Raw genomic sequence first — 24,812 nt, 5'->3', positions numbered from 1 at the left:
GCCTGCCCGCATGGGTCCGCCCCCCGGATCAGCGCAACAGAATACTGTCGCCGTCAAATTCCAGGTGGAACACTGGCGCGGGCGTGCCGCCGAAGTGGCTGCGCAGCAGTTCGGGGTGATCGGCCAGCGACCGCCCCTGCATCCCCCAGTGATCGACGAAGCTCCACACCGCGCCTTCGCCGGTTACCCACCAGCTATACCCTTGCGTGGGTTCATCCGCCGGGTTGGCCGCGACCAGCGCGTTGCCGTTGACCGGACGCCACGGCCCGTCGAGGCCATTCGCGACCATCGCGTAAAGCCCGTTGGGGCCTGCCACCGCCGCCGGTCCGTAAGTGTGCCGCTGGGTCGACCAGAACAGGTAGTAACGGCCATCGCGTTGCAGGATATGGGGGCGTTCAAGTTCGTTGTTTACGCCGATCGCCTCGACCAGCGGATCGCCCAGCGTCCACGTTCCATCGTTGGCCTGCGTGGCGCTGCCGATCACGCCGTTGTGCGGATCGCCGGACCAGGCGGCGCTGCCGGTGAACAGGATATGGCGCAAGCCGGTCGCCGGATCGCGGAACCAGGCCGGATCGCGAAAGCCCTTGATCTCGCCCACCCGGCCCGAATCCTGCCGATCGAGCACATAGCGCGACCCATCGGCCACGAACATTTCGCGCGGTGCCTGCCAGCCTGACGGACCATCCGCGCCGAGCGTGCCCTGGCACGCGAACAGCCGCTGCTCGAATGATGGCGCCTCATCCCGGCGGCCGGCGGCGGTGAACAGCAGCAGCACGGTGATGCCGTCATCGAGCAGCACCGCAGAGCCCGCCCACTCGCGGCTGCCGGGGCTGTGCCCATCGGGCATCGCATTGCCGTGATCGCGCCAGCCGTCCGCGCCGCGCGACACCAGCCGGATGCGCGCGGCGTCGTGGCGCTGGACCGGATCGGGAAAACACGGCGCCGACAGGAAAAACCACCACTGGCGATCGCGGTGCGTCACGGTCCGCCCGTCCTCATGCTGTAACGGCCAGCAATCCCACAGGTCCAGCCCCGGCAGGATCGGTGTGGAATCGATTGCAGCGATAGGCGCGATTTCGGGCACCCGGTCGAACGCCACAGGCTCCCAGCGGGTGACGGCGGCGGGATCGAATGTGGGGAGCGACGCGGCGCCGGGTGCGGATGGCAGATCAGGCTTCATTCTTTGGTCTCCCGAACGGGGCGAACCGCTCGATCATGATGTCGGGCGCCGCCCCTGACGGCGTTCGGTAGTGTTCCAGCACGGTCGCGCGCACGCGCTCGACCGCATCGGCATGCAGGATCGCGACCACCGCGCCGCCGAAGCCGCCGCCGGTCATGCGCGCGCCGCCCTGTTCGCCAATGGTATCGGCCAACAGCGCGGCCAGTCTGTCGACAGCGGGTACGGTGATCTCGAAGTCATCGCGCATCGAGGCGTGGCTTTGTGCGAACAGCCGCCCCAGCGCGGCCAGATCATGTGCGGCGATGGCTTCGACTGCGCGGGCCGCGCGCGCGATGTCTGACACCACGTGGCGCGCACGGGCGCGGATGACCAGGTCGATCGGCGCGGCGTCGACCATCTCGCGCGTGGCATCGCGCAAGCTTTCGACACCGAGTGCGGCGGCAGCGGCCTCGCAATCGGCGCGGCGGGCGTTGTAGTGCCCATCGACCAGCCCGCGCTCCACGCCCGACTGCACGATCATCACCGCCCATTCGTGCGGCAGCTGGATCACTTCGGTGGTCAGTGCCCGGCAATCGATCAGCACCGCGCTGCCCGGCTCGCCCGCCGCGATCGCGAGTTGGTCCATGATCCCGCACTTGACCCCGGCATAGCGATGTTCGGCCATCTGCCCGGCAAGCGACAGTTCGAGTGCGTCGGGCGGCGGCTGCCCCGCCGCTGCCGCCGCCAGCGCGCGGCCGGTGGCGATGCACAGCGAGGCGGACGAGGACAGCCCCGATCCGCGCGGGATCGATCCCGCGACGGCGAGGTCCGCACCCACCAGCGGCAGGCCCCGCTCAGCCATGCACGCGGCCATGCCGCGCAAGTAACCGCGCCAGTCGAAGGGATCGACGTTGGCCGGGTCCGCCAGCAGGAAGTCGTCGGTCGCATTGCCGTAATCGAGCGCCACGGCGGCGACCCGGCTGTCGGCACGCGCGCGCCACGCGATCGCCGTGCCCACCGCGATCGGCATCGGCAGCACCAGCCCGCCGTTGTAGTCGACATGCTCGCCGATCAGGTTGACGCGTCCCGGCGCGAACACCACGCCATCGGGCGCAGCGCCGAAATGCGCGGCAAAGCCGGCGGCGGCGCGGTCCTGCGGCGTCATGGCGCGACGTCCACCGCGCGCAGGCGCTGTGCGGCGGCCTCGGGCGTGAGATCGCGCTGCGTCTCGGCCAGCAGCTCGAACCCGACCATGTGCTTGCGCACCGTGGCCGAGCGCAGCAGCGGCGGCAGGAAATGCGCGTGGAGCCGCCAGTGCGCGGTATCCCCGCCCAGCCCATGCGGCGCGCCGTGCCAGCCCATCGAATACGGAAAATCGGTGTCGAACAGCCCGTCGTAGCGCCGCAACAGGCGCGACAGGATCAGGGGCAGCGAGTATCGGGCGGGCCCGTCCATATCCTCCAGCCGCGCCACGCCGCCGCGCGCGACCAGCAGCACCTCGAACGGCCACCCCGCCCAGTGCGGCACCACCGCCAGCCAGTGATCACTGGCCTCGATCACGCGCGAACCGTCGGCCAGTTCGGCCGCGACGACATCGTCGAGCAGCACCGTGCCGCGCTCGGCCAGCCAGTCACGCTGGCGGGCATCCTCCTTCGCGACCAGTTCGGGCACGAAATCGCTCGCCCAGACCTGCCCGTGCGGGTGCGGGCTGGAGGCGCCCATCATCGCCCCCTTGTTCTCGAACAGCTGGACGTGCGCCCACTTCGCGCCAAGCTCCGCCGACTGCGCGCACCACGTATCGATCACCCGCGCCATGGCGGCGGGATCGAGCCGCGCCAGCGTCTGCCCGTGATTGGCCGCGAAGCAGATCACCCGCGCTTCGCCCCGCGCCGGCGCGCTCTCGAACACGGAATGCGGTTCGGCCGGATCGGCATCGGGCAGCAGCGCGGCAAAATCGTTATCGAACACGTATGTGCCCGGATAATCGGGATTGGCCTGCCCGGTTGCACGCAGATTGCCGGGGCAGAGGTGGCAGCCGGGATCATGCGCAACCCGTTCGGGCGCGAGCGGCGGCGCGGTCTCACCCTGCCACGGCCGCTTGGCGCGGTGCGGCGAGACCAGCAGCCATTCGCCGGTGAGCAGGTTACGGCGGCGATGCGGCAGGTCGTTCATGCGTGGCCCCAGGTGGTGATGCGATAGATCGCCACACTTTCAGCCTTGAGCGAGGGCAACGGCAAGCCCGCATGCGCCAGCCACGACCCATCGTACACCAGCGGCGCATCGGTCATCGTCCCGACGATGGGCGCGTGGGTGGCGGCGTGTCCGCCCTCACCCCCGGCGATACGCAGCAATTGCACGTGGCACGGCCCGGCACCCGCGAGGAACGGCAAGGTCAGCGGCTGCGGCCGGCGATCGAGCGGCGGCGCGGTGCGGATCGCGAACAGCAGGAAATCGTCACGCCCGCCCTGTGCCTGCCACACCAGCCCGTCGGCGCCCTCACCCAGCCAGACCTCGCCGGGGTGCAGCACATGGCGCCAAGCCTTGTAGAACGCGATCCAGTCAGCCAGCTCGGCCCGATCCGCCTCGGGCATGGCGCGCGGATCGAGTTCGACCCCGAAATGGCCGGGTAGCGCCACCGCCGCGCGGAACGCCATCGACTGGCCGCGGCCGGTGGCATGCGCGGGACTGGCGCCGACATGCGCGCCCATCATTTCAGGCGGCAGGAACGCGATGAACCCGCGCTGGATCTCGACGCGGCTGGCGGCATCGATGTTGTCGCTGGTCCAGAAGCGGTGGACGTATGCGGCGATCCCGGCGTCACTGCGCCCGCCCCCGCCCGCGCAAGCCTCTATCTCCACTGCCGGATGCGCGGCGCGCAGGCGGGCGAACAGCGCATAAGCGCCCTCGACCTGCCGCGCTCCGCCCGCAGGCGCGAGATCGCGGTTGTGGTCCCACTTGAGGTAGGCGATCGGCAAATCATGCAGCAGCGCATCGAGCGCGGCGAACAGATAATCGCGCACGTCCTCGCGCGACAGATCGAGCACCAGCTGGTTGCGCGCGGTCGGGCGCGGGCGCCCGTCCAGCGCCAGCGCCCAGTCAGGGTGCGCGCGGTACAAATCGCTGTCGGGGTTGACCATCTCTGGTTCGACCCACAGCCCAAATTCCATGCCCAGCGCGGTGATGTGACGCGCCAGCGGGCCCAGCCCTGCGGGATACTTGGTCGGATCGGCAGTCCAGTCGCCCAGCCCGGCGGTGTCGTCGTTGCGGCCGCGAAACCACCCGTCGTCGAGCACCAAGCGTTCGATCCCGATCGCCGCCGCCGCATCGGCCAGTGCGGCGATGCGCGGGGCGTCGTGGTCGAAATAGCAGGCTTCCCAACTGTTGAGATGCACCGGGCGCGGGCGCATCGTGCCGTCGGGCCAGCACACGATCCGGCGCAGCGCGGCGTGGAATTGCGCGGACGCGCCGTTGCGCCCATGCCCCGATACCGCGACCAGCGCGGGCGGCGCAGTCCACGCCTCGCCTGGCTGCAGCACGACTTCGCCCGGCTGCAACACCGCACCCGCCGCCAGCGTCCACAACCCCTCGTCGTCGCGCTCTACCGCCAGCGCGGCATCGCCCGACCACGCCAGTTGCAGCGCGTGGACCAGCCCGGCGTGGCGTGTCGCGCCCTCGTCCAGCACGAACACGCCCGGCGGGCCGCCATGCCCGGTCAACCCGCGCCGGCTCTCGCGCCGCCACGCCTGCTGCGGCATCGGCTCGCGCACCTCGACCAGTTCGGCATTGTGGCGGCCGCGCCACGACACCAGCCCGGCGCTCGATCCCGGCAGCGGCAACAGCACGCTGGCCAGCCAGTCGAGCTCCAGCGGGGTGGTGCCGGCGTTGGTCAGTCGCGCACTGAAGGTGAAGCACCCGCCCTCGCCCAGCGCGATGTGCTGTTCCAGCGCCACGCCGCCCGCCGCGTCCGCCAGCCGGATGGTGATCGCGGTGGCGGTGGCGTCAACGTCGGCCCGGTCGAACACCGCCACCTGCCGCGCACCGCCGCGCCGGGCGCGCAGCAATTCCGGCCCGAACCAGCCGAGCCCGCCGCATGGCGCGGTGGACAGCGCCACGTCGCGATCGAGCGAAAACGAGGCCGGGCCGCGTACTTGCGCCACGCCGGCTATGCCACACGCATCGACCCGCAGCCCCAAATGCCGCCACGCGGGCGGCGCATCGGGGCGCGGTTCGATCACGAGGCTGGCCTCGGCGGAATGCAGCGCGACGGTGGGCACAGCTCAGGCGGGCATCACGCGGCAAGCGGCTCGGCCAGCGCCATCGCGCCGACACGGCCCTCGCGCACCCACATCACCGATGCCGCCGCCAGGATCATGCACCCGCCGCACAGTGTCAGGATGTTGCGCGGGTCGCCTGCAAACAACGTCTTGTAGGTGGGGGTGATGATCGCGGCGAACAGCAGCATCGGGATCACGATCATCATGTTGAAGATACCCATGTAGACGCCGGTGCGCTCTGCCGGGATCGCGTTGCTGAGGATCGCATAAGGATTGCCCATGATGCTGCCCCAGGCCAGCCCGATGCCGACCGCGGGCACGAACAGCATCGCCTTGTCAGTCATGTGCGGCATCACCAGCATGCCCACGCCGCCGCAGGCCAGGCATGCCGCGTGGAGCGGCCCCGGCCCCATGCGCTTGACCAGCGGCACCATGGCAAAAGCCGCGACGAACGCGATCGCGTTGTAGAACGCGGCGACTTCGCCGTTGGTGAGCACGGCGGTGTGGAACGCCGAACTGGTCGCATCCGCTGTGTGGTACACGCTGCGCCCGATCGCGTAGATCACGTAAGCCCAGTATCCCGACATGCCGAACCACTGGAACAGGCTCATCAGCCCCAGCTTGCGCATCGCCACGGGCATGTCCCGGATCGCGCTGAACACCTCTGTCACCGTCGCGATCGCGCCCTTGGGCTGCGCTTCGATATGTGCGCGTTCGGTCGCGGTCAGGGGCAGTTCGGGCACGCGCAGGATCGACCACAGGATCGTCGACAACGACAGCACCGCACCGAACATGAAAACCACCCGCGCGGTGTACGGAATGTGGTGCGCATCTACCCAGTCCTGATTCATGCCGAAGCCGACAAGGATCGACGGGGTGAGGAACGCCAGCATCTGCGCCAGCCCGGTGAACGCGCTTTGCGTCAGGAACCCCGCCTGCCGCTGATCGGGGTTGAGCCGGTCGGAGACGTAGGCGCGGTACGGTTCCATCGTGATGTTGTTGCCCGCATCGAGCACCCACAGCAGCGACACCGCCATCAGGATCGATCCCGACAGCGGCATGAAGAACAGACCCAGGCAGCACAGAACGGCACCGAACAGGAAGTAAGGGGTACGTCGGCCCCACCGGCCGGCGGTCTTGTCGCTCATCGCGCCGATCAGCGGCTGGATGATCAGCCCGGTCAGCGGCCCGGCCAGGCTCAGGATCGGCAGCTGCGATTCATCGGCGCCGAGGTAGCTGTAGATCGGCCCCATGTTGCCTTGCTGCAGCCCGAAACTGAACTGCAGGCCCAGGAACCCCAGGTTCATCTCGAGAATGCGCGGTAGCGACAGGCGCGGCCGGGCCGGCGATGCAAACGGGGCTTGTCTCTGGGCAGGTTGCATCAGACTCTCTCCCGTCGCGCTTCGGCAAGCGGCGCGTTGTAGCTACCATGCCATCAACGCGAACGAAGTACAACAATCGATTGCAACAGGGTCACTCGCCGCTTTGCACGACTGCGTTCGCCCGTTCGAGCAAGTCGAAATCGGCGTCGTCCATGGCCAGCCAGTCGCCCAGCACTTCGCGGCTCTGCTCGCCGATCTGCGGCGGGCGCAAGCGGTAGTCGGCGGGCGTGGCCGACAGCTTGCCGGGATAGGCGACCGTCGGGATCTCCACGCCATCGTCGCGGGTGAAGGTGTGGACGGTGTGACGCGCTTCCACGAACGGATCCTCGAAAATGTCCCTGACGGTGTTGACCGGTCCCGCCGGCACCCCGCAGGCGACAAGCCGGTCGATCAGCGTGCGGCTGTCGAGATTGCGCACGCGGTCCTGGATCGCCTGCTCGATCGCGTCGCGGTTGACCTGTCGCGCCGCGGCAGTGGCAAAGCGCGGGTCCATGCCCAGTTCCGCCATGCCCAGTTCGCGGCACAAGGCACGGTACTGGCCGTCGTTGCCCACCGCGATGATCATCACCCCATCGGCCACGTCATAGGTCTTGTACGGCACCACGGTGGGATGGCGGTTGCCCATCCGCCCGGGATTGATCCCCGCGACCAGCCAGTTCGACGCCTGGTTGGCCAGCATCGTGATCTGCGTGTCGAGCAGCGAGATGTCGATCTGCTGGCCCTGCCCGGTGCGTTCGGCGTGGCGCAGCGCGGCCAGGATGCTGATCGTGGCGTACAGCCCGGTGGACAAGTCGGCCATCGCCACACCCGCGCGCAACGGCCCGCCGTGCTCCTCGCCCGTCACCGACATGAACCCGCCCATGCCTTGCGCGACGAAGTCATAACCGCCGCGCGTGGCATAAGGGCCGTCCTGCCCGAACCCGGTGATCGAACAATAGACCAGGCGCGGGTTGATCGCGGCGATCGCGGCATAGTCGAGGCCGTAGGCCGCCAGTCCGCCGACCTTGAAATTCTCCACCAGCACATCGGCCTTCGCCGCCAGCTTGCGGACCAGGTCCGCGCCGTCCTTGCTGGCGATGTCGATCGCGATCGAGCGCTTGTTGCGGTTGGCGCACAGGTAATACGCGCTCTCCTGCGGATCGTCGGTGCCGTCGGCGCGCTGGAGGAACGGCGGTCCCCAGGCGCGGGTGTCGTCGCCTTTGCCGGGCCGTTCGACCTTGATCACGTCGGCGCCGAAATCGGCGAGCACTTGCGTCGACCACGGGCCCGCCAGCACGCGCGAGAGATCGAGCACTTTCACGCCTTCGAGCGCGCGCGGAGAAGTGTGGGGGAGTGCGTCCATCCGCCCTGCCTAGGCTGCACCGCGCGCTGCTTGCAACCGGCGATGCGGCTTGACCATGCGCGCGCGATTTGTAAACAGGTTCACCAACAGAGCGGCCAAAGCACCGGGAGAATACGATGGCAGCGCGGCAACCTGCGCCCAGGGCCTTGCAGCCCGGCGATCTGGCATCGGTGGTTCCCGCCGGCGGGCTGACGCTGGTGTCCTCCACTTCGGCCGAATCCGACCTGCTGGGCGCCGAAGTGGCGGCGGCGGGCGCAGCGCTGGGCGCGATGGACTTTTCGGGCGTGTTCATCCCGGGGCTCAACACCGTGGCGTGGGACAACGGACCGCAATCACGCGTCACCACGTTTTTCCAGACCCCCGACTTGCGCAAACGGGCGGATCGCACGCGGTTCCTGCCGCTGTGCTATCAGGATGTGCTGCGCTTCTACCGCGCCAACCCGCCATCGGCCGCGCTGCTGATGTGTTCGCCGCCCGATGCCGAGGGCCTGTGCAGTTTCGGCACCGAAGTGGCGTTCATCGCCGAACTGTGGCGCGACATTCCAGTGCGCGTCGCTCACATCAACCCCGCTATGCCCCGCACCCCCGGCGACCCCGGCATCCCGCTGGCCGAGCTGACCGGCTGGCTCGAAGGCGAGCAGCCCTTGCGCGGAATGGCGGGGGGGGGCGAACCCGACGCGGCGACCGTGAGCATCGCCGCGCACGTGGCGGCTTTCGTACCCGACGGCGCAACGCTGCAGACCGGGCTGGGCAAGCTGCCCGACGCGGTGCTGCGCGCGCTGACCGGGCATCGCAGCTTGCGGCTCCACACCGGGCTGATCGGCGATGGCGTGCTCGACCTGATCGCGGCCGGCACGCTGGCCGACGGGCGCAGCGCGGTGATCGGCACCGCGATCGGCAGCCCGGCGCTGTACGCCGCGCTCGATGCGCCGTGCTTCGATTTCCGTCCGGTGTCGGTCACCCACGGCGCTGCGGTGCTGGCCGGGATCGAGCGGCTGGTGACGATCAATTCCGCCATGGAAGTCGACCTGTACGGGCAAGTCCACGCCGAAGCTTCGTCGCGCGGGTTCCAGTCCGGTCCCGGCGGCGCGAGCGATTATGCGCGCGGCGCCCGCGTCTCGCCCGGCGGGCTGCGGATCATCGCGCTGCCAGCGGCGGCGGGCGCGCACAGCCGTATCGTCGGCCCCGGCGCGGGGTACGGCCCGGTGTCGCTCAGCCGGTTCGATGTCGATGTGATCATCACCGAACACGGCGCCGCCGACTTGCGGTTCAAGGACCACCACCAGCGTGCCGCCGCGCTGATCGCGATTGCCGATCCCGCGCATCGCGACGCGCTGGCGCAGGCGTGGCAAGAGGTGGCCAGCACGATCTAGCCTTAGTGCCAGAAACGCGATTTCATGGTTAAGATCTGGCGACCATGGTCGTTCTGACAGGCATGACTGTCCACGATCCCATGCTTTCGCGCCGCCGCAACGGCTTCTGGCCCTGGTTCGGGCGCTCCGCCAATGCGGACGAAGCGCCGCCCGGTGACGATGTTGCCGACGGCTCATCCGGCAGCGGCTCTGTCCCGCTCGGCGTTGCCCCTGACCGCCTGATCGGCGCGATCGGTGCGTTCCTGGCGCAGCACGATCTCGAAACCACCGCCTACACCCTGACCGTCGCGCACGATTGCCTGACCGGCGAGTGCCCGCGCCTGATGCGCCTGATCGAGGAGCGCGCCACAAAAGGTCTGCCGGTGACCATCGCCTGGCTCGAACATGCCGCCCGCGAAGCCGGGCACAACCGCGAGGCGGAGCGGCTGACCGCGCTGATGGCGCGGCTGGAGGACAGCATCGAGGAATTCGGCAAGACCGCGACCACCGCGCGCAGCGCCACGCTCGACTACAACAGCGCGCTGAGCCAGCATGTCGATGACCTGGAGCAAGTGAGCAAGGCCGGCACCGTCATCACCGAACTGGCGACGCTGGCGCGCGCGATGCTCGACCGCACCCGGTCGATCGAAGGCGAACTGGCGCGCAGCGAAAAGCGCGCGCAGACGCTGCAGAAGAACCTTACCGAAGCGCGCCGCATGGCCGATCACGACCATCTCACCGGCCTGCCCAACCGCCGCGCCTTCGACAAGCTGCTCGACGAGCAGTACCGCGATGCGCGCGCCGCCAACGAACCGCTGTGCGTCGCGTTCTGCGACGTCGACCGGTTCAAACTGATCAACGACACCCACGGCCACCCGGCGGGCGACCGCGTGCTGAAGGCCGTCGCCGAAATGCTGGCGCGCATATCGGGCGACCAATGCCACGTCGCGCGCCATGGCGGCGAGGAATTCGCGGTGCTGTTCCGCGCAACGTCGATCGGCGATGCGTTCGAACGGCTCGAAGGCGCGCGCGAAGACATCGCCAACCGCCGTCTGGTCAACCGCGCCAACGACTCACCGTTCGGGCAGATCACCTTTTCGGCCGGACTGGCGGAAGTGCTGTCCTATTCCGACAAGCGCGAGGCGCTCAAAGCCGCCGACGACGCCCTGCTGCGCGCCAAGGCGCAAGGCCGCAACCGGATCGTCAGGGCCGATGCGGCAGGGGTTGCGTCGTCGCAGGCTTGATCGGGGACCTTTGCAAGCGAATCGTACATCGTCCCGGACTTGATCCGGGACCGCAGGCCATCGGGCGCTTTCCGACCAGCGGTCCTGGTCGAACCCGGGACGAGGCAAATCGCTGCGCTTCCCCAACGAAAAAGGGCCGCGATCGCTCGCAGCCCTTTCCCGTATTCCAGCCTGTTGGTCCGGTGACTTAGTCGTCGGACTTCAGGAATGCCGGCATGTGATCGGGGTTGCCGCCGCCTTCGCTGCGGGGTCCACGATCGCCACCTTCGCGACGCGGGCCGCGATCGCCGCCACCGTCACGGCGCGGGCCGCGATCATTGCGGGGACCACGGCGATCGCCACGGTCGCCGCCACGATCGGGACGGTCACCGCGCGGTTCGCGGCCCTCACGCGGCGGGCGCGTGTCTTCCAGCTCGGCGCCGGTTTCCTGGTCGACGACGCGCATCGACAGGCGAACCTTGCCGCGCGGGTCGATCTCGAGGACCTTGACCTTCACGGCCTGGCCTTCGGACACGACGTCGGTGGGCTTTTCGACCCGCTCGTTGCGCATCTCGGAGACGTGGACGAGGCCGTCCTTGCCACCCATGAAGTTCACGAACGCGCCGAAATCGACGATGTTCACGACCTTGCCGTCATAGACCTTGCCGACTTCGGCTTCCTCGACGATGCCGAGGATCCAGGCGCGCGCGGCCTCGATCTGCGACAGGTCGGACGAGCTGATCTTGATCAGGCCTTCGTCGTCGATGTCGACCTTGGCGCCGGTTTCCGCCACGATCTCGCGGATGACCTTGCCGCCGGTGCCGATGACTTCGCGGATCTTCGACTTGTCGATCTGCAGCGTCTCGATACGCGGAGCGTGCGCCGAAAGTTCGGTACGCGAGGTGCCGAGCGCCTTGGTCATCTCGCCCAGGATGTGCGCACGACCGGCTTTCGCCTGGTTGAGCGCGGCCGAGAAGATCTCCTTGGTGATCCCTGCGACCTTGATGTCCATCTGCATCGTGGTGATGCCTTCGGACGTGCCGGCCACCTTGAAGTCCATGTCGCCGAGGTGATCCTCGTCGCCCAGGATGTCGCTGAGCACGGTGAACTCGTCACCTTCCAGGATCAGGCCCATCGCGATGCCCGAGACCGGGCGCTTGATCGGCACGCCGGCATCCATCATCGACAGCGCGCCGCCGCAGACAGTGGCCATCGAGGACGACCCGTTGGACTCGGTGATGTCGGACACCACGCGGATCGTATAAGGGAACTCTTCCTTGGTCGGCAGCACCGCGCGCAGCGCGCGCCATGCCAGCTTGCCATGGCCCGTGTCGCGACGCGACGGAGCGCCGAACCGGCCGACTTCACCGACCGAGTAGGGCGGGAAGTTGTAGTGCAGCATGAAGTTGGAATACGACAGGCCTTCCAGCCCGTCGATCATCTGCTCGCTTTCCTTGGTGCCCAGCGTGGTGGTGCAGATCGACTGCGTTTCACCGCGCGTGAACAGCGAGGAACCGTGCGTGCGCGGCAGGAAGCCGACGATCGCCTCGATCGGGCGAACCTGATCGACGCGACGTCCGTCGATGCGTTCGCCGTCCTTGAGGATGGCGCCGCGAACGATTTCGGCTTCCAGCTTCTTGACAACCTTGCCGGCCGCCATCTGGTTCTGACCGTCTTCGCCCGCAAAGGCTTCCTTGGCCTTGCCGCGTGCGGCGTTCAGCGCGTTCGAGCGTTCCGACTTGTCGGTCAGCTTGTAGGCTGCGGCAATGTCCTTGCCGATCAGGTCCTTGAGCTTGCTCTTGATCGCGGTGTTGTCGGTAACGGCAACGTCCCACGGATCCTTGGCGGCCTTTTCGGCCAGGTCGATGATCGCGTTGACGACCTTCTTGATCTCGTCATGCGCGAACATCACCGCGCCGAGCATGATCTCCTCCGAAAGCTCCTTGGCTTCGGATTCGACCATCATCACGGCGTTGCCGGTGGCGGCCACAACCAGATCGAGCGCGCCGGCGGCGGCTTCGTCCTGCTTGGGGTTGAGCGTGTATGCGCCATCGACATAACCGACGCGCGCGGCGCCGATCGGGCCCATGAACGGCAGACCCGAGATGGTCAGCGCAGCCGATGCGGCGATCAGCGCCAGAACGTCTGGCTCGGTCTCGCCATCATACGACAGGACTTGCGCGATCACGTTGATCTCGTTGTAGAACCCTTCGGGGAACAGCGGACGCACGGGACGGTCGATGAGGCGGGAAACCAGCGTTTCCTTCTCGGTCGCGCCGCGTTCACGCTTGAAGAAGCCACCCGGGATGCGACCGGCGGCGAAGAACTTTTCCTGGTAGTGGACGGTGAGCGGGAAGAAATCCTGCCCTTCCTTGACCGACTTGGCGGCGGTCACGGCGCAAAGCACCACGGTTTCGCCATAGGTCGCCAGAACGGCGCCATCGGCCTGACGGGCAATGCGCCCGGTTTCCAGAGTGAGGGTCTTTCCGCCCCATTCCAGCGATACGGTTTTTACGTCGAACATTCAGTTTTCCTTGTGAACCCGCGCGGCCCGATTGCGGCGCGGGGCCTCTTGTTCCGGGGGTTCCGTCCCGGACCGGTCGAGACGCGTCTGTGCGCCCCCCTCGCTAGCCCCGCCGCCTCATTGCGTGCAGGGGCCAGATGCAAGAAACGGCCCGATCAAGGGCCGCATCCCGCGTAAACTTACTTGCGAAGGCCAAGCTTGCCGATCAGCGCGTTGTACCGGTCGACATCCCGCTTTTTCAGGTAGTCGAGCAGCGAACGGCGCTTGTTGACCATCATCAGCAGGCCCCGGCGCGAATGGTTGTCTTTCTTGTGATCCTTGAAGTGCGCGGTCAGGTTGTTGATGCGCGTGGTGATGATCGCCACCTGAACTTCCGGCGAACCGGTATCGCCTTTGCCCTGGGCATTGTCGGCGATGATTTCCTGCTTCTGATCGGCACTGATAGACATGATATTACTCCGCGACATCGGGAAGGTTGAAGCCCCGGTTGACGGTCAGGCTACCGCCTGAAAGCGTTACCAACGCGACCGGCACAACGCCGGAACGCACCCAGTAAAGCCCGTCGGAATGGGGCAACCCGGTCAGAACGCGGCCCTGTCGGACCGCCCTTGCCTGTTCCGGGTCGAGATCAAGAGCCGGGATGTCGACCAGCCCTGCCTCAAGCGGCAAGAGTATGCTCTCAAGCGGCGCCCCTTGGCCGACCGCGTTGAGATTGTCCAGTGAAATCGCCCGGTCGAGCCCGAACGGACCGGCCCGCAACCGGCGCAACATGGTGACATGGCCGACCGTGCCGAGCGCCAGCGCGATGTCCCGCGCCAGGCTTCTGATATAGGTGCCCTTTGAGACATTTGCGAGAAGCGTGGCGGAATTCCTTGACCCGTTCGTGTCGAGCGAAGTCGAGACACCTTCGCGTGACGTGCCTCGACTTCGCTCGACACGAACGTGGGCCAGGGAGTGGATGGCAACCTGCCGCGACTTCAGTTCCACCACCTCACCCTTGCGCGCGAGATCATAGGCACGCTGGCCGTCGACCATCAGCGCGGAGAACGCAGGCGGCACTTGTTCAATCGGCCCGGTGAAGCGCGGCAGCACCGCCTCCAGTTCCGCCATGGTCGGGCGATGGTCGCTCGTCGCGATCACTTTGCCTTCCAGATCGAGCGAATCCGTCTGCGTGCCGAAGGTGACGGTGAACGCGTATGCCTTGCTGGCGTCGAGCATCTGCCCGCACAGCTTGGTCGCCTCGCCCAGCGCAATCGGCAGGATCCCGCTGGCCAGCGGATCGAGCGTGCCGCCGTGGCCGACCTTGACCTTGCCCAACCCCGCCTCGCGCAAGTTGCGCTTGACCGCGCCGACGGCCTGCGTCGAGCCCAGTCCCACGGGCTTGTCGAGGATGATCCAGCCGCTGGGGCCGAGGACGGGCATCGCGCTCAGACCGGCTCCGGACCAGCCACAGCCCCCGCCAGCGCGAAGTAATGCTCCACCAGCCAGCTGACCGGTGGCAGCAGCACGCGGTCGAGCAAGTGCAGGCTGGGCGCCAGATACGGCAGCACGATCAGCAGCATGAACACCAGCGGAAAGCCCAGCGGGCGCAGCCTGGCATAACCGGCGGCAGCGCGTTCGGGCAGCAGCCCTTCGACGATGTGCGACCCGTCGAACGGCGGCAGCGGCAGCAGGTTGAACAGCGCAAGGAAGACGTTGATCGCCAGGAAGTTCTTGAGGTTCTCGGCCACGAACAGCACCACCGCGCCGGGCTGTGCGGTCGTCGTGCTGAACCGCACCAGCAGTCCCAGCAACACCGCACCGATCAGCGCCAGCACGAGGTTGCTGGCCGGGCCCGCCGCACCCACCAGCATCATGTCGCGACGCGGATTGCGCAGCCGCCACTTGTTGACCGGCACCGGCTTGGCCCAGCCGAACACCGGCGCCTTGGCCAGCGCCAGCATGCCCGGCAGGATGATCGTGCCGACCAGATCGACATGGCGCAGCGGGTTAAGGCTCAGCCGGCGCTGTTCGGCGGCGGTCGGATCACCGAGCATCCGCGCGACCAGCCCGTGCGCCACTTCATGGAACACAATGGCGATCACCAGCGGGATGATCAGCGTCGCGGCGTCGTAGATCGTGCTGCTGTTCATGGCCGGTCGGTTTTCCATTCGTCGCGCAGGATGCTGAACAGGACGGTGTCGCGCAGGCGCCCGGTCCAGGTCTGGCGTTCGTGGCGCATCGTGCCCTCCTCGCTGCAGCCCAGCTTGAGCACGGCGGCGCGGCTGCGGGCGTTGATCGCATCGACCTTGAACGCCACGCGCGCCAGCCCGCAGGCGAACGCGTGATCCAGCATCAGCGCCTTGAACCGGCGGTTGAAGCCGGTGCCGCGCAACGCGGGGACGATGTAGCTGTTGCCGATCTCGATCGACCAGCCGGGCGCGCCATGTTCGATCCATGCGGTCATGCCCGCAATCTCGCCCTCGGTGACGATCGCATAGCAGCGCCGCACCGCGCCGCCCGCCAGCATCCGCCCGAACTGCGGATCGAACGCATCGCCCAGATATGTGAACGGATAGATCTGCCAGATCTCGGCATCCTGCGCACAGGCGGCCCGCAAGCCTTCGCGGTGGCGCTCGGCCAGCGGTTCGAGGATCAGGTCGCCCCCACCCAGCGCGATGTGAAGCCCGTCGCTCATGGCGCAGCCGCGCCCGCCAGCGCCTCGCTGAAGTGTCGGCGGCACAGCGCGACATAGCGGTCGTTGCCGCCAATCTCGGTCTGCGCGCCGGCCTTCACTGCCGCGCCATCGGCATCGATGCGCAAGTTCATCGTCGCCTTGCGCCCGCAGTGGCACACCGCCTTCAGCTCGACCAGCGAGTCCGCGATGCCGAGCAGAACCGCAGAGCCGGGGAACAGCTCACCCTGGAAATCGGTGCGCAAGCCATAGCACAGTACCGGGATGCCCGCCTCGTCGGCGATCCGCGCCAGCTGCCACACTTGCGCGGGCGAGAGGAACTGCGCCTCGTCGACCATCACGCAAGCCAGCGGCTCGACCGCGTTGGCGGCGGACACGCGGGCCCACAGATCGGTCGCGGCATCGAAACGATGCGCCTCGGCGCCCAGCCCGATGCGGCTCTCGATGCCCGCGTGGCTGGTCCGGCTGTCGAGCGCGGCGGTCCACAGCATCGTCGCCATGCCACGCTCGCGGTAGTTGAAATCGGCCTGCAGCAGCGTGGTCGATTTGCCCGCGTTCATGCTGGCGTAGTAGAAATAGAGCTTGGCCATGGCCGGGCCGGTCAGCCCTCTTCCTCGCCGGCGGCATCCTCATCGGCGGCAAGGTCGCGCGCGACCTTGGGATCGCGCAGCAGCGCCTCGATCTTCGCCGCCTCGTCGAAACTGTCGTCGGGCATGAACTGCAGCTTGGCGGCAAAGCGCAGTTTCAGCCGCCCGGCCACTTCGCGCTGGAAATAGGCGGTGTTGGTGCGCAGCGCCTTGACCACCACGGCTTCCTCGTGCCCCAGTAGCGGCTTCACGAACACGCGCGCGTGGCGCAGATCGGGCGACATGCGCACTTCGGTGATCGACACGGTGGCCGACGTCAGCACCGGATCGTGCACTTCCTGCCGGGTAAGCAGTTCGGACAGCACGTGACGCACCTGTTCGCCCACCTTGAGCAGGCGGACCGATCGCGTTTCGGGGGTAGCGGGCGGGCGCGCCATCGTCAGGTTCCCTCGTCCATCTTGGCCACGATCCGCGCCAGCGAGCGCATGTTGCGCGCGGTGCCGCGTTGCCCCAGCCGCTTTTCGAGGAACGGCCCGATCAGCTTGCTGTCGGCGACCCCGTCCACAAAATCGATATAGATCGCCCGATCGCCCGGCGCGAGCCGTTCGCGGCCGCGCCCGGCGTGGTCGGCCACGAGCCGGTCGAACTGCTCGGAAGTCGACTGCCCGTCGAGAAACAGCGTGTGCACCTGTTTGTCGTCGCCGGCGGCCGCAAACGGATTGTCGGCAATCGCGGCGGCGACTTCATCGCGATCCCGCACCGCGACCACGCTGCGCATCGCGAACTTGTTGCCCATCATGAACCCGAGCATTTCCTCCAGCCCCGGCGTCGGCCGCTCGGCAAAGTCGAACAGCACGTTGCCGCTGGCCACCACGGTTTCGACGTTCTCGAACCCCTCAGCCTCGAACGCGGCGCGCAAGTCCGCCATCTTCAGCCGGTTGCCACCGACATTGATCGAACCGAAAAAGGCGACGTAGCGGGGAATGGTCGCGTCAATCTACCGGCATGATATCGTCCGGAAGGACACCGAGCGCAGCGGCGACCGCCTTCCACAACGAAACCGTGCCTTGCCGCGATCCGGTTTCGATCTTGGAGATCATCGAAATTCCGTAGCCGGACTTTTCCGCGAGCTCTGCAATGGTCATGCCGCGATATTCTCTCCACACCCGCAACGCATTCTCGCCATCGAGAATACGATCCACCATTCCCGCAGGCAGATACTCCACGCCATCCTTGCGCCGACGCTCCGCCTCGATCGCAGCGGCAATATCCTCGCGGTCCTCGGCAGTTTCGAGCAGGCGCTCGTAATCGTCGAGCGGCAGAACCGCCATTTTCCTGCCGGCGATTTCCAGAATCTGTACGCCCATCAGATCACCTCGTATGCCGATCCACGCGGAAGGACTTGATCAATCCAGAGCGTGCCTTCTTCAATCCGGAAGATCACCCGCCAATCTTGCACCCTCAGCCGAAAATCCGGCCTCCCTTGCAAACGGATGACATTGGCGCGCTGACTTTGAGGGTCTCTGGCAAGCTCCTCGATTTTTTGTCGAACGAGATCGCGTTTGTTCAATCGGCGCAACGTTCGCAACACGTCCGCAGAATATCGAATTTCGAGCACCTCTTGTGCCATAATGTCAAAATAAATTCAAGACAAAATGGCACAATTCATCACAGCGTCCGTTCGCGCATCTCGACGTCGAACGTCTCGAGCATGTCGCCCGGCTTGATGTCGTTGGTGGCCTCCAGCACAACGCCGCATTCCAGGCCGGCGCGCACTTCGGCGACGTCGTCCTTGAAGCGCCGCAGCGACTGGATCGTGGTCTTGCTGACGATGACATCGGCGCGCGTGACGCGGGCGTAAAGACCCTTGCGGATGTAGCCGTCGGTAACCACCAGGCCGGCCGCCTTGTCCTTCTTGCCGGCGGGGAACACTTCCTTGATCTCGGCGCGACCGACGACGGTTTCGATCCGCTCCGGTCCGAGCTCGCCGGCCATTTCGGCGCGCACGTCGTCGGTCAGCTGGTAGATCACGTCGAAGTACTTCATCCGCACCTTGAACCGCGCGATCATCTCACGCGCCTTGGCGTTGGGCCGTACGTTGAAGCCGATGATCGGCGCGCCGCTGGCCTGCGCAAGGGTTACGTCGCTTTCGGTGATCGCACCCACGCCCGAATTGAGCACGCGCACCTTGATCTCGTCAGTCGAGATCTTGTGCAGCGCGTTGACGATCGCTTCGGCGGACCCTTGCACGTCGGCCTTGATGACCACTGCGTATTCGATGACGGTCTGCTTGGCGGCGAGATCGGAAAACATCGTGTCGAGGCTGGCGGGCGCGGTCGTGGTGCGCTTTTCGGTCGCCATTTCATGACGATACAATGCTACTTCGCGCGCGCGGGCCTCGTTTTCAACCACCGTCAGCGTATCGCCGGCCATCGGCACACCGCCGATGCCCAGCACTTCGACCGGGAGCGACGGCGACGCTTCCTTCACCTGGCGGCCCTTGTCGTCGAGCATCGCGCGGACGCGGCCCGATTGGGTGCCCACGACCAGCACGTCGCCCACTTTGAGCGTACCGCGCGTGATCAGCACCGTGGCGAGCGGGCCCTTGCCCTTGTCGAGCTTGGCCTCGATCACGCGGGCTTCTGCGGCGCGATCGGGATTGGCGGACAGTTCGAGCAGTTCGGCCTGGAGCAGGATCTTCTCGATCAGCAGGTCGAGCCCCGCGCCGGTCTTGGCGGACACTTCCACGTCCTGCACGTCCCCCGACATTTCCTCGACCACGATCTCGTGCTCGAGCAGGCGTTCGCGGATCTTCTTGGCGTTGGCTTCGGGTTTGTCCGACTTGGTGATCGCCACGATCATCGGCACGCCGGCCGCCTTGGTGTGGTTGATCGCCTCGATCGTCTGCGGCATGATGCCATCGTCGGCAGCGACCACCAGAATGACGATGTCGGTCACGTTGGCGCCGCGCATGCGCATTTCGGTGAACGCTTCGTGGCCCGGCGTATCGAGGAAGGTGATCAGCTCACCGCCCTTGGTCTTGATCTGGTAGGCGCCGATATGCTGGGTGATGCCACCCGCTTCGCCGCGCACCACATCGGTGCCGCGCAGGGCATCGAGCAGCGATGTCTTGCCGTGATCGACGTGGCCCATGATCGTGACCACCGGCGGACGCTTGACCAGCGATTCCTCGGTATCGACGTCGACCGAGGTGTCGATGTCGACGTCGCTGTCGCTCACGCGCACGATGTTGTGGCCGAAATCGGTCACCAGCAGCTCGGCGGTGTCCTGGTCGATCGTCTCGTTGATCGTGACCGGCACGCCCATCTTGAACAGCGCCTTGACCAGGTCCGTGCCCTTTTCGGCCATGCGGTTGGCCAGTTCCTGGATGGTGATCGTCTCGGGCACGATAACGTCGCGCACCTGCTTTTCGCGCGGCTGCGACTGACCGGCATAATGCGCGCGCTTTTCCTTTTCGCGCGCACGCTTGAGCGCGGCGAGGCTGCGGGCGCGGGCGCCTTCGTCCTCGTTGAGCGCCTTGTTGACGGTCAGCTTGCCCGACTGGCGGCGATCGGCGACCGCGTTCTTGTCGCGCGGATGCGCCTTCTTGGGCGGCTCGGGCCGCTTGACGGCGGCCACGGGCGTGAACCGGCGCGGCGCGGTTGCGGTCGCAGTCGCCGCAACGGCGGGCGTGGCGGGTTCTGCGGCGCTGGCCGCCGGAGCAGCCTCGCTCGCTTCGGACGCCGCGCTGGCGACCGGTGCGCTCTCAGCCGGGGCCGAAGCTGCGGCAGGCGCAGTGGCGACCGGCGCGGGCTGCGGTTCGGCCACGGGTGCGGCCTTGGCCGGACCTTCGGTTTCGACGCGCGCCTTGTCCTCGACGCGGCGACGTTCGTCCTCGATCGCGCGCAGGCGCTCGTCCTGCTCGCGGCGGTTGGCGGCCTCGAGCGAATTGAGCCGGGCTTCTTCGGCCTCGCGCAGCAGGCGGGCCTGCGTTTCCTGGCGCGTCTCGCGATCGGCAACGGGTGTTGCGCGCACCGGCGGGGGTGGCGGCGGCGGAGGCGGCGGGGCTGCAACCGGTGCTACAGGCGCAACTTCGGCCGGCGCGGGCGCGGCTTCACCCGGACGCGCCATCAGCTTGCGACGCTTGACCTCGACCACCACCTTGTTGGTGCGGCCGTGGCTGAAGGTCTGCTTGACCTCGCCCGCCTCGACTGCGGTCTTGAGCCCCAGCGGCCGGCGGCCCAGAGTCGGTTTGTTGTCGCTATCGCTCATCGAACCCATGCGTCCTTCGTATCAATATCGTCGTTCGTCACACCCGCCGCATCGGCTGGCGTGCTTGTATCGGTGGCTTCGCGCCCCGGCCCGGCATCGGGCACGCGGCCGATGAAACGCAGCAGGCGCTCCAGCGGTACGGCAACCCTGCGGGCGGCTGCGGCATCGGTCAGCGCCAGATGAACGACGTTGTCGCGGCCCAATGCCACAGACAGCGCCGCGCGGTCCAGCGGCAAGATGGTCCCCGAAAGGCCCGATCCTTCAGCGTCCCTGCCCACGCGCCAGGCCTGTGCCAGCTTGCGTGAGCCATCGTCGCTGGCGTCGCTGGCATGGCCCAGAAAGCGCACCGCGCCCGATCGTGCGCCTTGCGCGATCTTCTCGGTGCCGAGCAGGACATTGCCCGATCGCAGTTCGATGCCCAGCCGGTCGGTCAGCGCACGCAGCAGCGCGGCTTCGGTGCGGGCGGGCAGGTCATCGGGCAGCGTCAGCGCCGCGCCCTTGAACGCGCGCGCCATCGCACCCCTAAGTTTGCCATTGGCGAGCGCTTTTTCAAGGTCGGCGCGCGATACACCGATCCACGCCCCCCGCCCCGGCGCGCGCGCCAATACGTCGGGCGCGACCACGCCATCGGGTGAAAGCGCCAGCCGGATCAGCGCGTCGCGCGATCCGTGCTCGCCCGACAGGACGCATTTGCGCTCGGGATCGGCGGCGTCCTTTGCTGCCGCCACTTCGCGCGCAGATGGATGGCGCACTTCGCCGGACACGGCTCCGCCCTCGGCCGGGCTTGCGCCTGCCGCCGGCAACCCGGTGATGTCGGAACCTAGCGGCTCATTGCGAGGATTCCGCATGGGCGGCCTCCTCTGAAGCGGACGCGGCAGGAGCCTCGTCCTCGAACCAGTGGGCGCGCGCGGCCATGATGATCTCGTTGCCCTGTTCTTCGTTCAGGCTGAACTCGCCGAGCACGCCGCCCTTGTCCTCAAGCCGTTCGGCACGCGGTTCGCGGCGCGGCTGCGGGCCGGTCGCGGTCGGGTTTTCACGGCGGCGCGGTTCGACGCGCTTCTTGAGGATCAGTTCGTCGGTCGAAAGATCAGCGAGATCGTCGAGCGTCTTGATGCCCGCCTTGCCCAGCACGACCAGCATCGCCTCGGTCAGGATCGGCAGTTCGGCCAGCGCATCTTCCACGCCCAGCCCGCGACGCTGTTCGCGCTGCGCTTCCTCGCGGCGCTCCAGCGCCTCGGTCGCGCGGCTTTGCAGCTCCTCGGCCAGTTCGTTGTCGAAGCCTTCGATCCCGGCGAGTTCGTCGAGCGAAACGTAGGCAACTTCCTCCAGCTCGCTGAAGCCTTCGGCGACCAGCAGCTGCGACAGCGTCTCGTCGACGTCGAGTTCGCCCTCGAACAGCTTGGAGCGTTCGGAGAACTCGCGCTGCCGCTTCTCGCTGGCTTCCGCCTCGGTCATGATGTCGATGGCCGAACCGGTCAGCGCCGAGGCAAGACGCACATTCTGGCCGCGACGGCCGATCGCGAGCGACAGCTGGTCATCGGGCACGACCACTTCGATGCGGCCTTCTTCCTCGTCGATGACGACGCGGCTGACCGTGGCCGGCTGCAGCGCGTTGACCACGAACGTTGCGGTGTCCTCGCTCCAGGGGATGATGTCGATCTTTTCGCCCTGCATTTCCTGCACGACGGCCTGCACGCGGCTGCCCTTCATGCCCACGCAGGCGCCGACCGGATCGATCGACGAATCGCGGCTGATCACGCCGATCTTGGCGCGGCTGCCCGGATCGCGGGCGGCGGCCTTGATCTCGATGATGCCGTCGTAGATTTCGGGCACTTCCTGCGCGAACAGCTTTTTCATGAAATCGGGATGTGCGCGGCTGAGGAAGATCTGCGGTCCGCGATTCTGGCGTTCCACCTTGAGGATCAGCGCGCGGACGCGTTCGCCCACGCGGGGGATTTCGCGCGGGATCTGCGCATCGCGGCGGATCACGCCTTCGGCGCGGCCCAGGTTGACGATGACGTGGCCGAATTCGACCGACTTGATCACGCCGGTGATGATCTCACCCGCGCGATCCTTGAATTCCTCGTACTGGCGCTCACGCTCGGCATCGCGGACTTTCTGGAAGATCACCTGCTTGGCCGACTGGGCGTCGATGCGCCCCAGTTCGACCGCCGGCAGCGGATCGACGATGAAATCGCCCAGCGTGGCGCCCGGCTGCAGCTTTTCGGCTTGTGCCAGATCGACCTGCTTGAAGTAGTCCTCGACCTCCTCGACCACTTCGACGACGCGCCACAAGCGCAAGTCGCCGGTGCGCGGATCGAGCTTGGCGCGGATATCGTTCTCTGCGCCGTAGCGGTTGCGAGCGCTCTTCTGGATCGCTTCTTCCATCGCCTCGATGACGATGGATTTGTCGATCATCTTCTCGGTGGCGACCGCGTTGGCGATCGCGAGCAGCTCGGCGCGGTTGGCTGAAATCGCACTGGCCATGGGATTACTGGTCCTGTTCGCTGGTGAGGTATTCGGTTTCGATGTCCTGTTCCTCGGCACCGGCGGTGTCGAGGGGACGGGTGGCGGCAATCAGCTTGTCGGTGAGCAGCAGCTTGGCGCTTTCGACATTGTCGAGCGTGAAGCGCAGCAGGCCCGACTTGCGATCGGTAAACGCGATGGTGCCCAGATCGACGCCGTCGAGCGTGCCATGCAGGCTTTTGCGCGGGCCGTTCTCGCCGGCGACGGGCTCGATCAGCTGAATCTTGGCTTCGTGCCCGGCCCAGTCGGCATAATCGGACAGGCGGGTCAGCGGGCGGTCGATGCCGGGCGAACTGACTTCGAGGCGGTAAGCGCCTTCGATCAGTTCGATGCCTTCGGCTTCCAGTTCGTCGATCCGGTCGGAAATGCGGTGCGACAGCGCGGCGCAATCGTCGATCTTCAGCTGCCGGGTTTCCGGCCGCTCCGCCATGATCTGCAACGTGCGCTCGTCACCCTGGCCGAACAGCACGATGCGCACGAGATCGAGCCCCAAAGCCTTGGCTTCGGGTTCAATGACGTTCGTGATCGCGGCGATATCGCCCAAGTCGGCATGCTCCGTTTCGCTTGATCCGGGACTGCATCTGGCAATGCGGTTTTGCGCCGGCCCCTTGCGGCGCCAGCCCTGACTTTGCCTTCACAATGTCCGGATGAAGGGCCAGATAGGCGCGTCGGCAGAAATTTGCAAGCGGGTAAGGTGCTACAACAGCACGCCGTCACCAACACGCGCCAGCAACATCGGCACGCGCCAGCACCATCGGCAAGTAAGGGGACCGCCGGGCCAGGGACCCGGTAGCGGCGACAAACCTGCGACCGTCCGATCGCCGCCAGCACGCCCGAAAGCGCCGCCAGTCCCCATCCCCTCCGAACGCGGCGGAGAGGTGAATCGTTCCATTGCAAATTGTTGGTGAATGATCCCAATCCTTGGCATTCATCTGGCGTTCAATTTGGCGATCCAACTGCAATAATGGCGGTTTTCAGCCAATTTCACGACTTGGCACGCCTCCTGCAATCATCATTGCATCGGCCATCGCAAGACGGTGACCCCAACAAACCATGCCAACGCACCCCATCAAGGAGACCTACCATGACCGCCATCCGCACTTTTTCGAGCCAGTTGATCGCCGCCGCGACCGCCCTGACCCTCAGCTTCGCGCTGATCAGCGCCACCGTCAGCACCCCGTCGACTGCCCCTGCAGCCGCCTCGGCCCAGTCGGAGATGGTGGCATGAGCGACCTTCGCTTCGAAGACGGCGGCTCGCCGATCCGCACCGCCCCCAGCCCCCGCCGCAAGTTCCGCCTCGACAAGGCCAATGGCAAGCTGATGGGCGTAAGCGCCGGGATCGCCGATTACTTTGGCTGGGACGTCACATTCGTCCGCATCGCCTGGGTCATCGGCACGCTGGTGGGCGTCGGCTCGCTGATCCTGATCTACCTCGCCATCGGCCTGCTGGCCGATTGATGCTCCCCCCGGGAGGCCCCGTCGTTGCGACCGACGGGG

Annotated in this window: 24 protein-coding genes; 4 read left to right on the top strand and 20 right to left on the bottom strand. The window is 67.0% G+C overall.

All coding sequences use genetic code 11. The features are described from left to right. Positions 1 to 28: 28 nt before the first annotated feature. From NL2_RS06170 to NL2_RS06145, 6 genes are all read right to left on the bottom strand, one after another. Complete coding sequence (locus NL2_RS06170) at positions 29 to 1,180, bottom strand: glycoside hydrolase family 68 protein (protein WP_084355922.1); 1,152 nt, start codon at positions 1,178 to 1,180, stop codon at positions 29 to 31. Then, positions 1,170 to 2,324, bottom strand: coding sequence for a galactokinase (galK, locus tag NL2_RS06165; RefSeq protein ID WP_068072982.1), 1,155 nt, complete (start codon positions 2,322 to 2,324; stop codon positions 1,170 to 1,172). The genes NL2_RS06170 and galK overlap by 11 nt, the downstream gene beginning before the upstream one ends. Then, positions 2,321 to 3,331: a UDP-glucose--hexose-1-phosphate uridylyltransferase gene (locus NL2_RS06160; protein WP_068072980.1), complete on the bottom strand. Its 1,011-nt coding sequence runs from the start codon at positions 3,329 to 3,331 to the stop codon at positions 2,321 to 2,323. Before NL2_RS06160 ends, galK begins: the two co-directional genes overlap by 4 nt. Beyond that, positions 3,328 to 5,394: an alpha-galactosidase gene (locus NL2_RS06155; RefSeq protein WP_245647590.1), complete on the bottom strand. Its 2,067-nt coding sequence runs from the start codon at positions 5,392 to 5,394 to the stop codon at positions 3,328 to 3,330. The genes NL2_RS06160 and NL2_RS06155 overlap by 4 nt, the downstream gene beginning before the upstream one ends. A gap of 53 nt (positions 5,395 to 5,447) precedes the next feature. Further along, positions 5,448 to 6,815 (bottom strand): MFS transporter, encoded by a 1,368-nt coding sequence (locus tag NL2_RS06150; protein WP_439646883.1) that lies wholly within the window; start codon positions 6,813 to 6,815, stop codon positions 5,448 to 5,450. A 91-nt stretch (positions 6,816 to 6,906) separates the two neighbouring features. Then, positions 6,907 to 8,157 carry a CaiB/BaiF CoA transferase family protein gene (locus NL2_RS06145; RefSeq protein WP_068072975.1) on the bottom strand — a complete coding sequence of 417 codons (1,251 nt, stop codon included), beginning with the start codon at positions 8,155 to 8,157 and terminating at the stop codon, positions 6,907 to 6,909. A 116-nt stretch (positions 8,158 to 8,273) separates the two neighbouring features. On the opposite strand from NL2_RS06145, the gene NL2_RS06140 reads away from it, so the two are divergent. Next, on the top strand, positions 8,274 to 9,530 hold the full coding sequence (locus NL2_RS06140) for an acetyl-CoA hydrolase/transferase family protein (RefSeq protein ID WP_084355921.1): 1,257 nt from the start codon (positions 8,274 to 8,276) through the stop codon (positions 9,528 to 9,530). Positions 9,531 to 9,574: 44 nt separating this feature from the next. Further along, positions 9,575 to 10,753, top strand: coding sequence for a GGDEF domain-containing protein (locus NL2_RS06135; protein ID WP_245647589.1), 1,179 nt, complete (start codon positions 9,575 to 9,577; stop codon positions 10,751 to 10,753). Between the two features lie 187 nt (positions 10,754 to 10,940). Here NL2_RS06135 and pnp read toward each other — a convergent pair whose 3' ends face one another. The 14 genes from pnp to rimP all read right to left on the bottom strand — a co-directional run bounded on the left by pnp (position 10,941) and on the right by rimP (position 23,859). After that, positions 10,941 to 13,256 carry a polyribonucleotide nucleotidyltransferase gene (gene pnp / locus NL2_RS06130; protein WP_068072971.1) on the bottom strand — a complete coding sequence of 772 codons (2,316 nt, stop codon included), beginning with the start codon at positions 13,254 to 13,256 and terminating at the stop codon, positions 10,941 to 10,943. A 179-nt stretch (positions 13,257 to 13,435) separates the two neighbouring features. Further along, entirely contained in the window at positions 13,436 to 13,705 is a 270-nt protein-coding gene (rpsO, locus tag NL2_RS06125) for a 30S ribosomal protein S15 (protein ID WP_068072969.1), read from the bottom strand. Between the two features lie 4 nt (positions 13,706 to 13,709). Next, positions 13,710 to 14,678: a tRNA pseudouridine(55) synthase TruB gene (truB, locus tag NL2_RS06120; RefSeq protein WP_068072967.1), complete on the bottom strand. Its 969-nt coding sequence runs from the start codon at positions 14,676 to 14,678 to the stop codon at positions 13,710 to 13,712. A gap of 5 nt (positions 14,679 to 14,683) precedes the next feature. Continuing rightward, positions 14,684 to 15,388, bottom strand: a complete 705-nt coding sequence (locus NL2_RS06115) for a site-2 protease family protein (RefSeq protein WP_068072965.1) — start codon at positions 15,386 to 15,388, stop codon at positions 14,684 to 14,686. Then, on the bottom strand, positions 15,385 to 15,933 hold the full coding sequence (locus NL2_RS06110) for a GNAT family N-acetyltransferase (protein ID WP_068072963.1): 549 nt from the start codon (positions 15,931 to 15,933) through the stop codon (positions 15,385 to 15,387). The genes NL2_RS06115 and NL2_RS06110 overlap by 4 nt, the downstream gene beginning before the upstream one ends. Then, positions 15,930 to 16,520: a thymidine kinase gene (locus NL2_RS06105; RefSeq protein WP_068072958.1), complete on the bottom strand. Its 591-nt coding sequence runs from the start codon at positions 16,518 to 16,520 to the stop codon at positions 15,930 to 15,932. The genes NL2_RS06110 and NL2_RS06105 overlap by 4 nt, the downstream gene beginning before the upstream one ends. Before the next feature lie 11 nt (positions 16,521 to 16,531). Beyond that, complete coding sequence (rbfA, locus tag NL2_RS06100) at positions 16,532 to 16,954, bottom strand: 30S ribosome-binding factor RbfA (RefSeq protein WP_068072956.1); 423 nt, start codon at positions 16,952 to 16,954, stop codon at positions 16,532 to 16,534. Positions 16,955 to 16,956: 2 nt separating this feature from the next. After that, entirely contained in the window at positions 16,957 to 17,502 is a 546-nt protein-coding gene (locus tag NL2_RS06095) for a DUF1697 domain-containing protein (RefSeq protein ID WP_068072954.1), read from the bottom strand. Positions 17,503 to 17,509: 7 nt separating this feature from the next. Then, positions 17,510 to 17,884 carry a helix-turn-helix domain-containing protein gene (locus NL2_RS06090; RefSeq protein WP_068072952.1) on the bottom strand — a complete coding sequence of 125 codons (375 nt, stop codon included), beginning with the start codon at positions 17,882 to 17,884 and terminating at the stop codon, positions 17,510 to 17,512. Then, positions 17,884 to 18,147 (bottom strand): type II toxin-antitoxin system RelE family toxin, encoded by a 264-nt coding sequence (locus tag NL2_RS06085; protein ID WP_068072950.1) that lies wholly within the window; start codon positions 18,145 to 18,147, stop codon positions 17,884 to 17,886. The genes NL2_RS06090 and NL2_RS06085 overlap by 1 nt, the downstream gene beginning before the upstream one ends. A 38-nt stretch (positions 18,148 to 18,185) precedes the next feature. Next, entirely contained in the window at positions 18,186 to 20,789 is a 2,604-nt protein-coding gene (infB, locus tag NL2_RS06080; protein ID WP_174522592.1) for a translation initiation factor IF-2, read from the bottom strand. Then, positions 20,786 to 21,637 (bottom strand): DUF448 domain-containing protein, encoded by an 852-nt coding sequence (locus NL2_RS06075; protein WP_084355920.1) that lies wholly within the window; start codon positions 21,635 to 21,637, stop codon positions 20,786 to 20,788. Before NL2_RS06075 ends, infB begins: the two co-directional genes overlap by 4 nt. Beyond that, complete coding sequence (gene nusA / locus NL2_RS06070; protein ID WP_068072946.1) at positions 21,618 to 23,276, bottom strand: transcription termination factor NusA; 1,659 nt, start codon at positions 23,274 to 23,276, stop codon at positions 21,618 to 21,620. Before nusA ends, NL2_RS06075 begins: the two co-directional genes overlap by 20 nt. A gap of 4 nt (positions 23,277 to 23,280) precedes the next feature. Further along, positions 23,281 to 23,859, bottom strand: coding sequence for a ribosome maturation protein RimP (gene rimP, locus NL2_RS06065; protein WP_068072944.1), 579 nt, complete (start codon positions 23,857 to 23,859; stop codon positions 23,281 to 23,283). A 540-nt stretch (positions 23,860 to 24,399) separates the two neighbouring features. Between rimP and NL2_RS21035 the strand changes: the two genes are divergently transcribed. Continuing rightward, positions 24,400 to 24,543, top strand: a complete 144-nt coding sequence (locus NL2_RS21035) for a hypothetical protein (protein ID WP_157083054.1) — start codon at positions 24,400 to 24,402, stop codon at positions 24,541 to 24,543. Then, complete coding sequence (locus NL2_RS06060) at positions 24,540 to 24,773, top strand: PspC domain-containing protein (RefSeq protein ID WP_068072943.1); 234 nt, start codon at positions 24,540 to 24,542, stop codon at positions 24,771 to 24,773. The genes NL2_RS21035 and NL2_RS06060 overlap by 4 nt, the downstream gene beginning before the upstream one ends. The last annotated feature ends 39 nt before the right edge of the window (positions 24,774 to 24,812 follow it).

It is taken from the genome of Novosphingobium lentum NBRC 107847 (genome assembly GCF_001590965.1).
In the GTDB taxonomy this organism is placed as follows: domain Bacteria; phylum Pseudomonadota; class Alphaproteobacteria; order Sphingomonadales; family Sphingomonadaceae; genus Novosphingobium; species Novosphingobium lentum.
This window is presented reverse-complemented; position numbering and strand designations above follow the sequence as displayed.

What these genes read in the sequence shown, in the direction of transcription:
- infB (WP_174522592.1), bottom strand. Translation starts at nt 20,789, where the DNA reads ATGAGCGATAGCGACAACAAACCGACTCTGGGCCGCCGGCCGCTGGGG.
- NL2_RS06090 (WP_068072952.1), bottom strand. Translation starts at nt 17,884, where the DNA reads ATGGGCGTACAGATTCTGGAAATCGCCGGCAGGAAAATGGCGGTTCTG.
- pnp (WP_068072971.1), bottom strand. Translation starts at nt 13,256, where the DNA reads ATGTTCGACGTAAAAACCGTATCGCTGGAATGGGGCGGAAAGACCCTC.
- NL2_RS06060 (WP_068072943.1), top strand. Translation starts at nt 24,540, where the DNA reads ATGAGCGACCTTCGCTTCGAAGACGGCGGCTCGCCGATCCGCACCGCC.
- NL2_RS06160 (WP_068072980.1), bottom strand. Translation starts at nt 3,331, where the DNA reads ATGAACGACCTGCCGCATCGCCGCCGTAACCTGCTCACCGGCGAATGG.
- NL2_RS21035 (WP_157083054.1), top strand. Translation starts at nt 24,400, where the DNA reads ATGACCGCCATCCGCACTTTTTCGAGCCAGTTGATCGCCGCCGCGACC.
- nusA (WP_068072946.1), bottom strand. Translation starts at nt 23,276, where the DNA reads ATGGCCAGTGCGATTTCAGCCAACCGCGCCGAGCTGCTCGCGATCGCC.
- galK (WP_068072982.1), bottom strand. Translation starts at nt 2,324, where the DNA reads ATGACGCCGCAGGACCGCGCCGCCGCCGGCTTTGCCGCGCATTTCGGC.
- NL2_RS06110 (WP_068072963.1), bottom strand. Translation starts at nt 15,933, where the DNA reads ATGAGCGACGGGCTTCACATCGCGCTGGGTGGGGGCGACCTGATCCTC.
- NL2_RS06150 (WP_439646883.1), bottom strand. Translation starts at nt 6,815, where the DNA reads ATGCAACCTGCCCAGAGACAAGCCCCGTTTGCATCGCCGGCCCGGCCG.
- NL2_RS06170 (WP_084355922.1), bottom strand. Translation starts at nt 1,180, where the DNA reads ATGAAGCCTGATCTGCCATCCGCACCCGGCGCCGCGTCGCTCCCCACA.
- truB (WP_068072967.1), bottom strand. Translation starts at nt 14,678, where the DNA reads ATGCCCGTCCTCGGCCCCAGCGGCTGGATCATCCTCGACAAGCCCGTG.
- NL2_RS06145 (WP_068072975.1), bottom strand. Translation starts at nt 8,157, where the DNA reads ATGGACGCACTCCCCCACACTTCTCCGCGCGCGCTCGAAGGCGTGAAA.
- rbfA (WP_068072956.1), bottom strand. Translation starts at nt 16,954, where the DNA reads ATGGCGCGCCCGCCCGCTACCCCCGAAACGCGATCGGTCCGCCTGCTC.
- NL2_RS06085 (WP_068072950.1), bottom strand. Translation starts at nt 18,147, where the DNA reads ATGGCACAAGAGGTGCTCGAAATTCGATATTCTGCGGACGTGTTGCGA.
- NL2_RS06115 (WP_068072965.1), bottom strand. Translation starts at nt 15,388, where the DNA reads ATGAACAGCAGCACGATCTACGACGCCGCGACGCTGATCATCCCGCTG.
- rpsO (WP_068072969.1), bottom strand. Translation starts at nt 13,705, where the DNA reads ATGTCTATCAGTGCCGATCAGAAGCAGGAAATCATCGCCGACAATGCC.
- NL2_RS06135 (WP_245647589.1), top strand. Translation starts at nt 9,575, where the DNA reads ATGGTCGTTCTGACAGGCATGACTGTCCACGATCCCATGCTTTCGCGC.
- NL2_RS06075 (WP_084355920.1), bottom strand. Translation starts at nt 21,637, where the DNA reads ATGCGGAATCCTCGCAATGAGCCGCTAGGTTCCGACATCACCGGGTTG.
- NL2_RS06140 (WP_084355921.1), top strand. Translation starts at nt 8,274, where the DNA reads ATGGCAGCGCGGCAACCTGCGCCCAGGGCCTTGCAGCCCGGCGATCTG.
- NL2_RS06105 (WP_068072958.1), bottom strand. Translation starts at nt 16,520, where the DNA reads ATGGCCAAGCTCTATTTCTACTACGCCAGCATGAACGCGGGCAAATCG.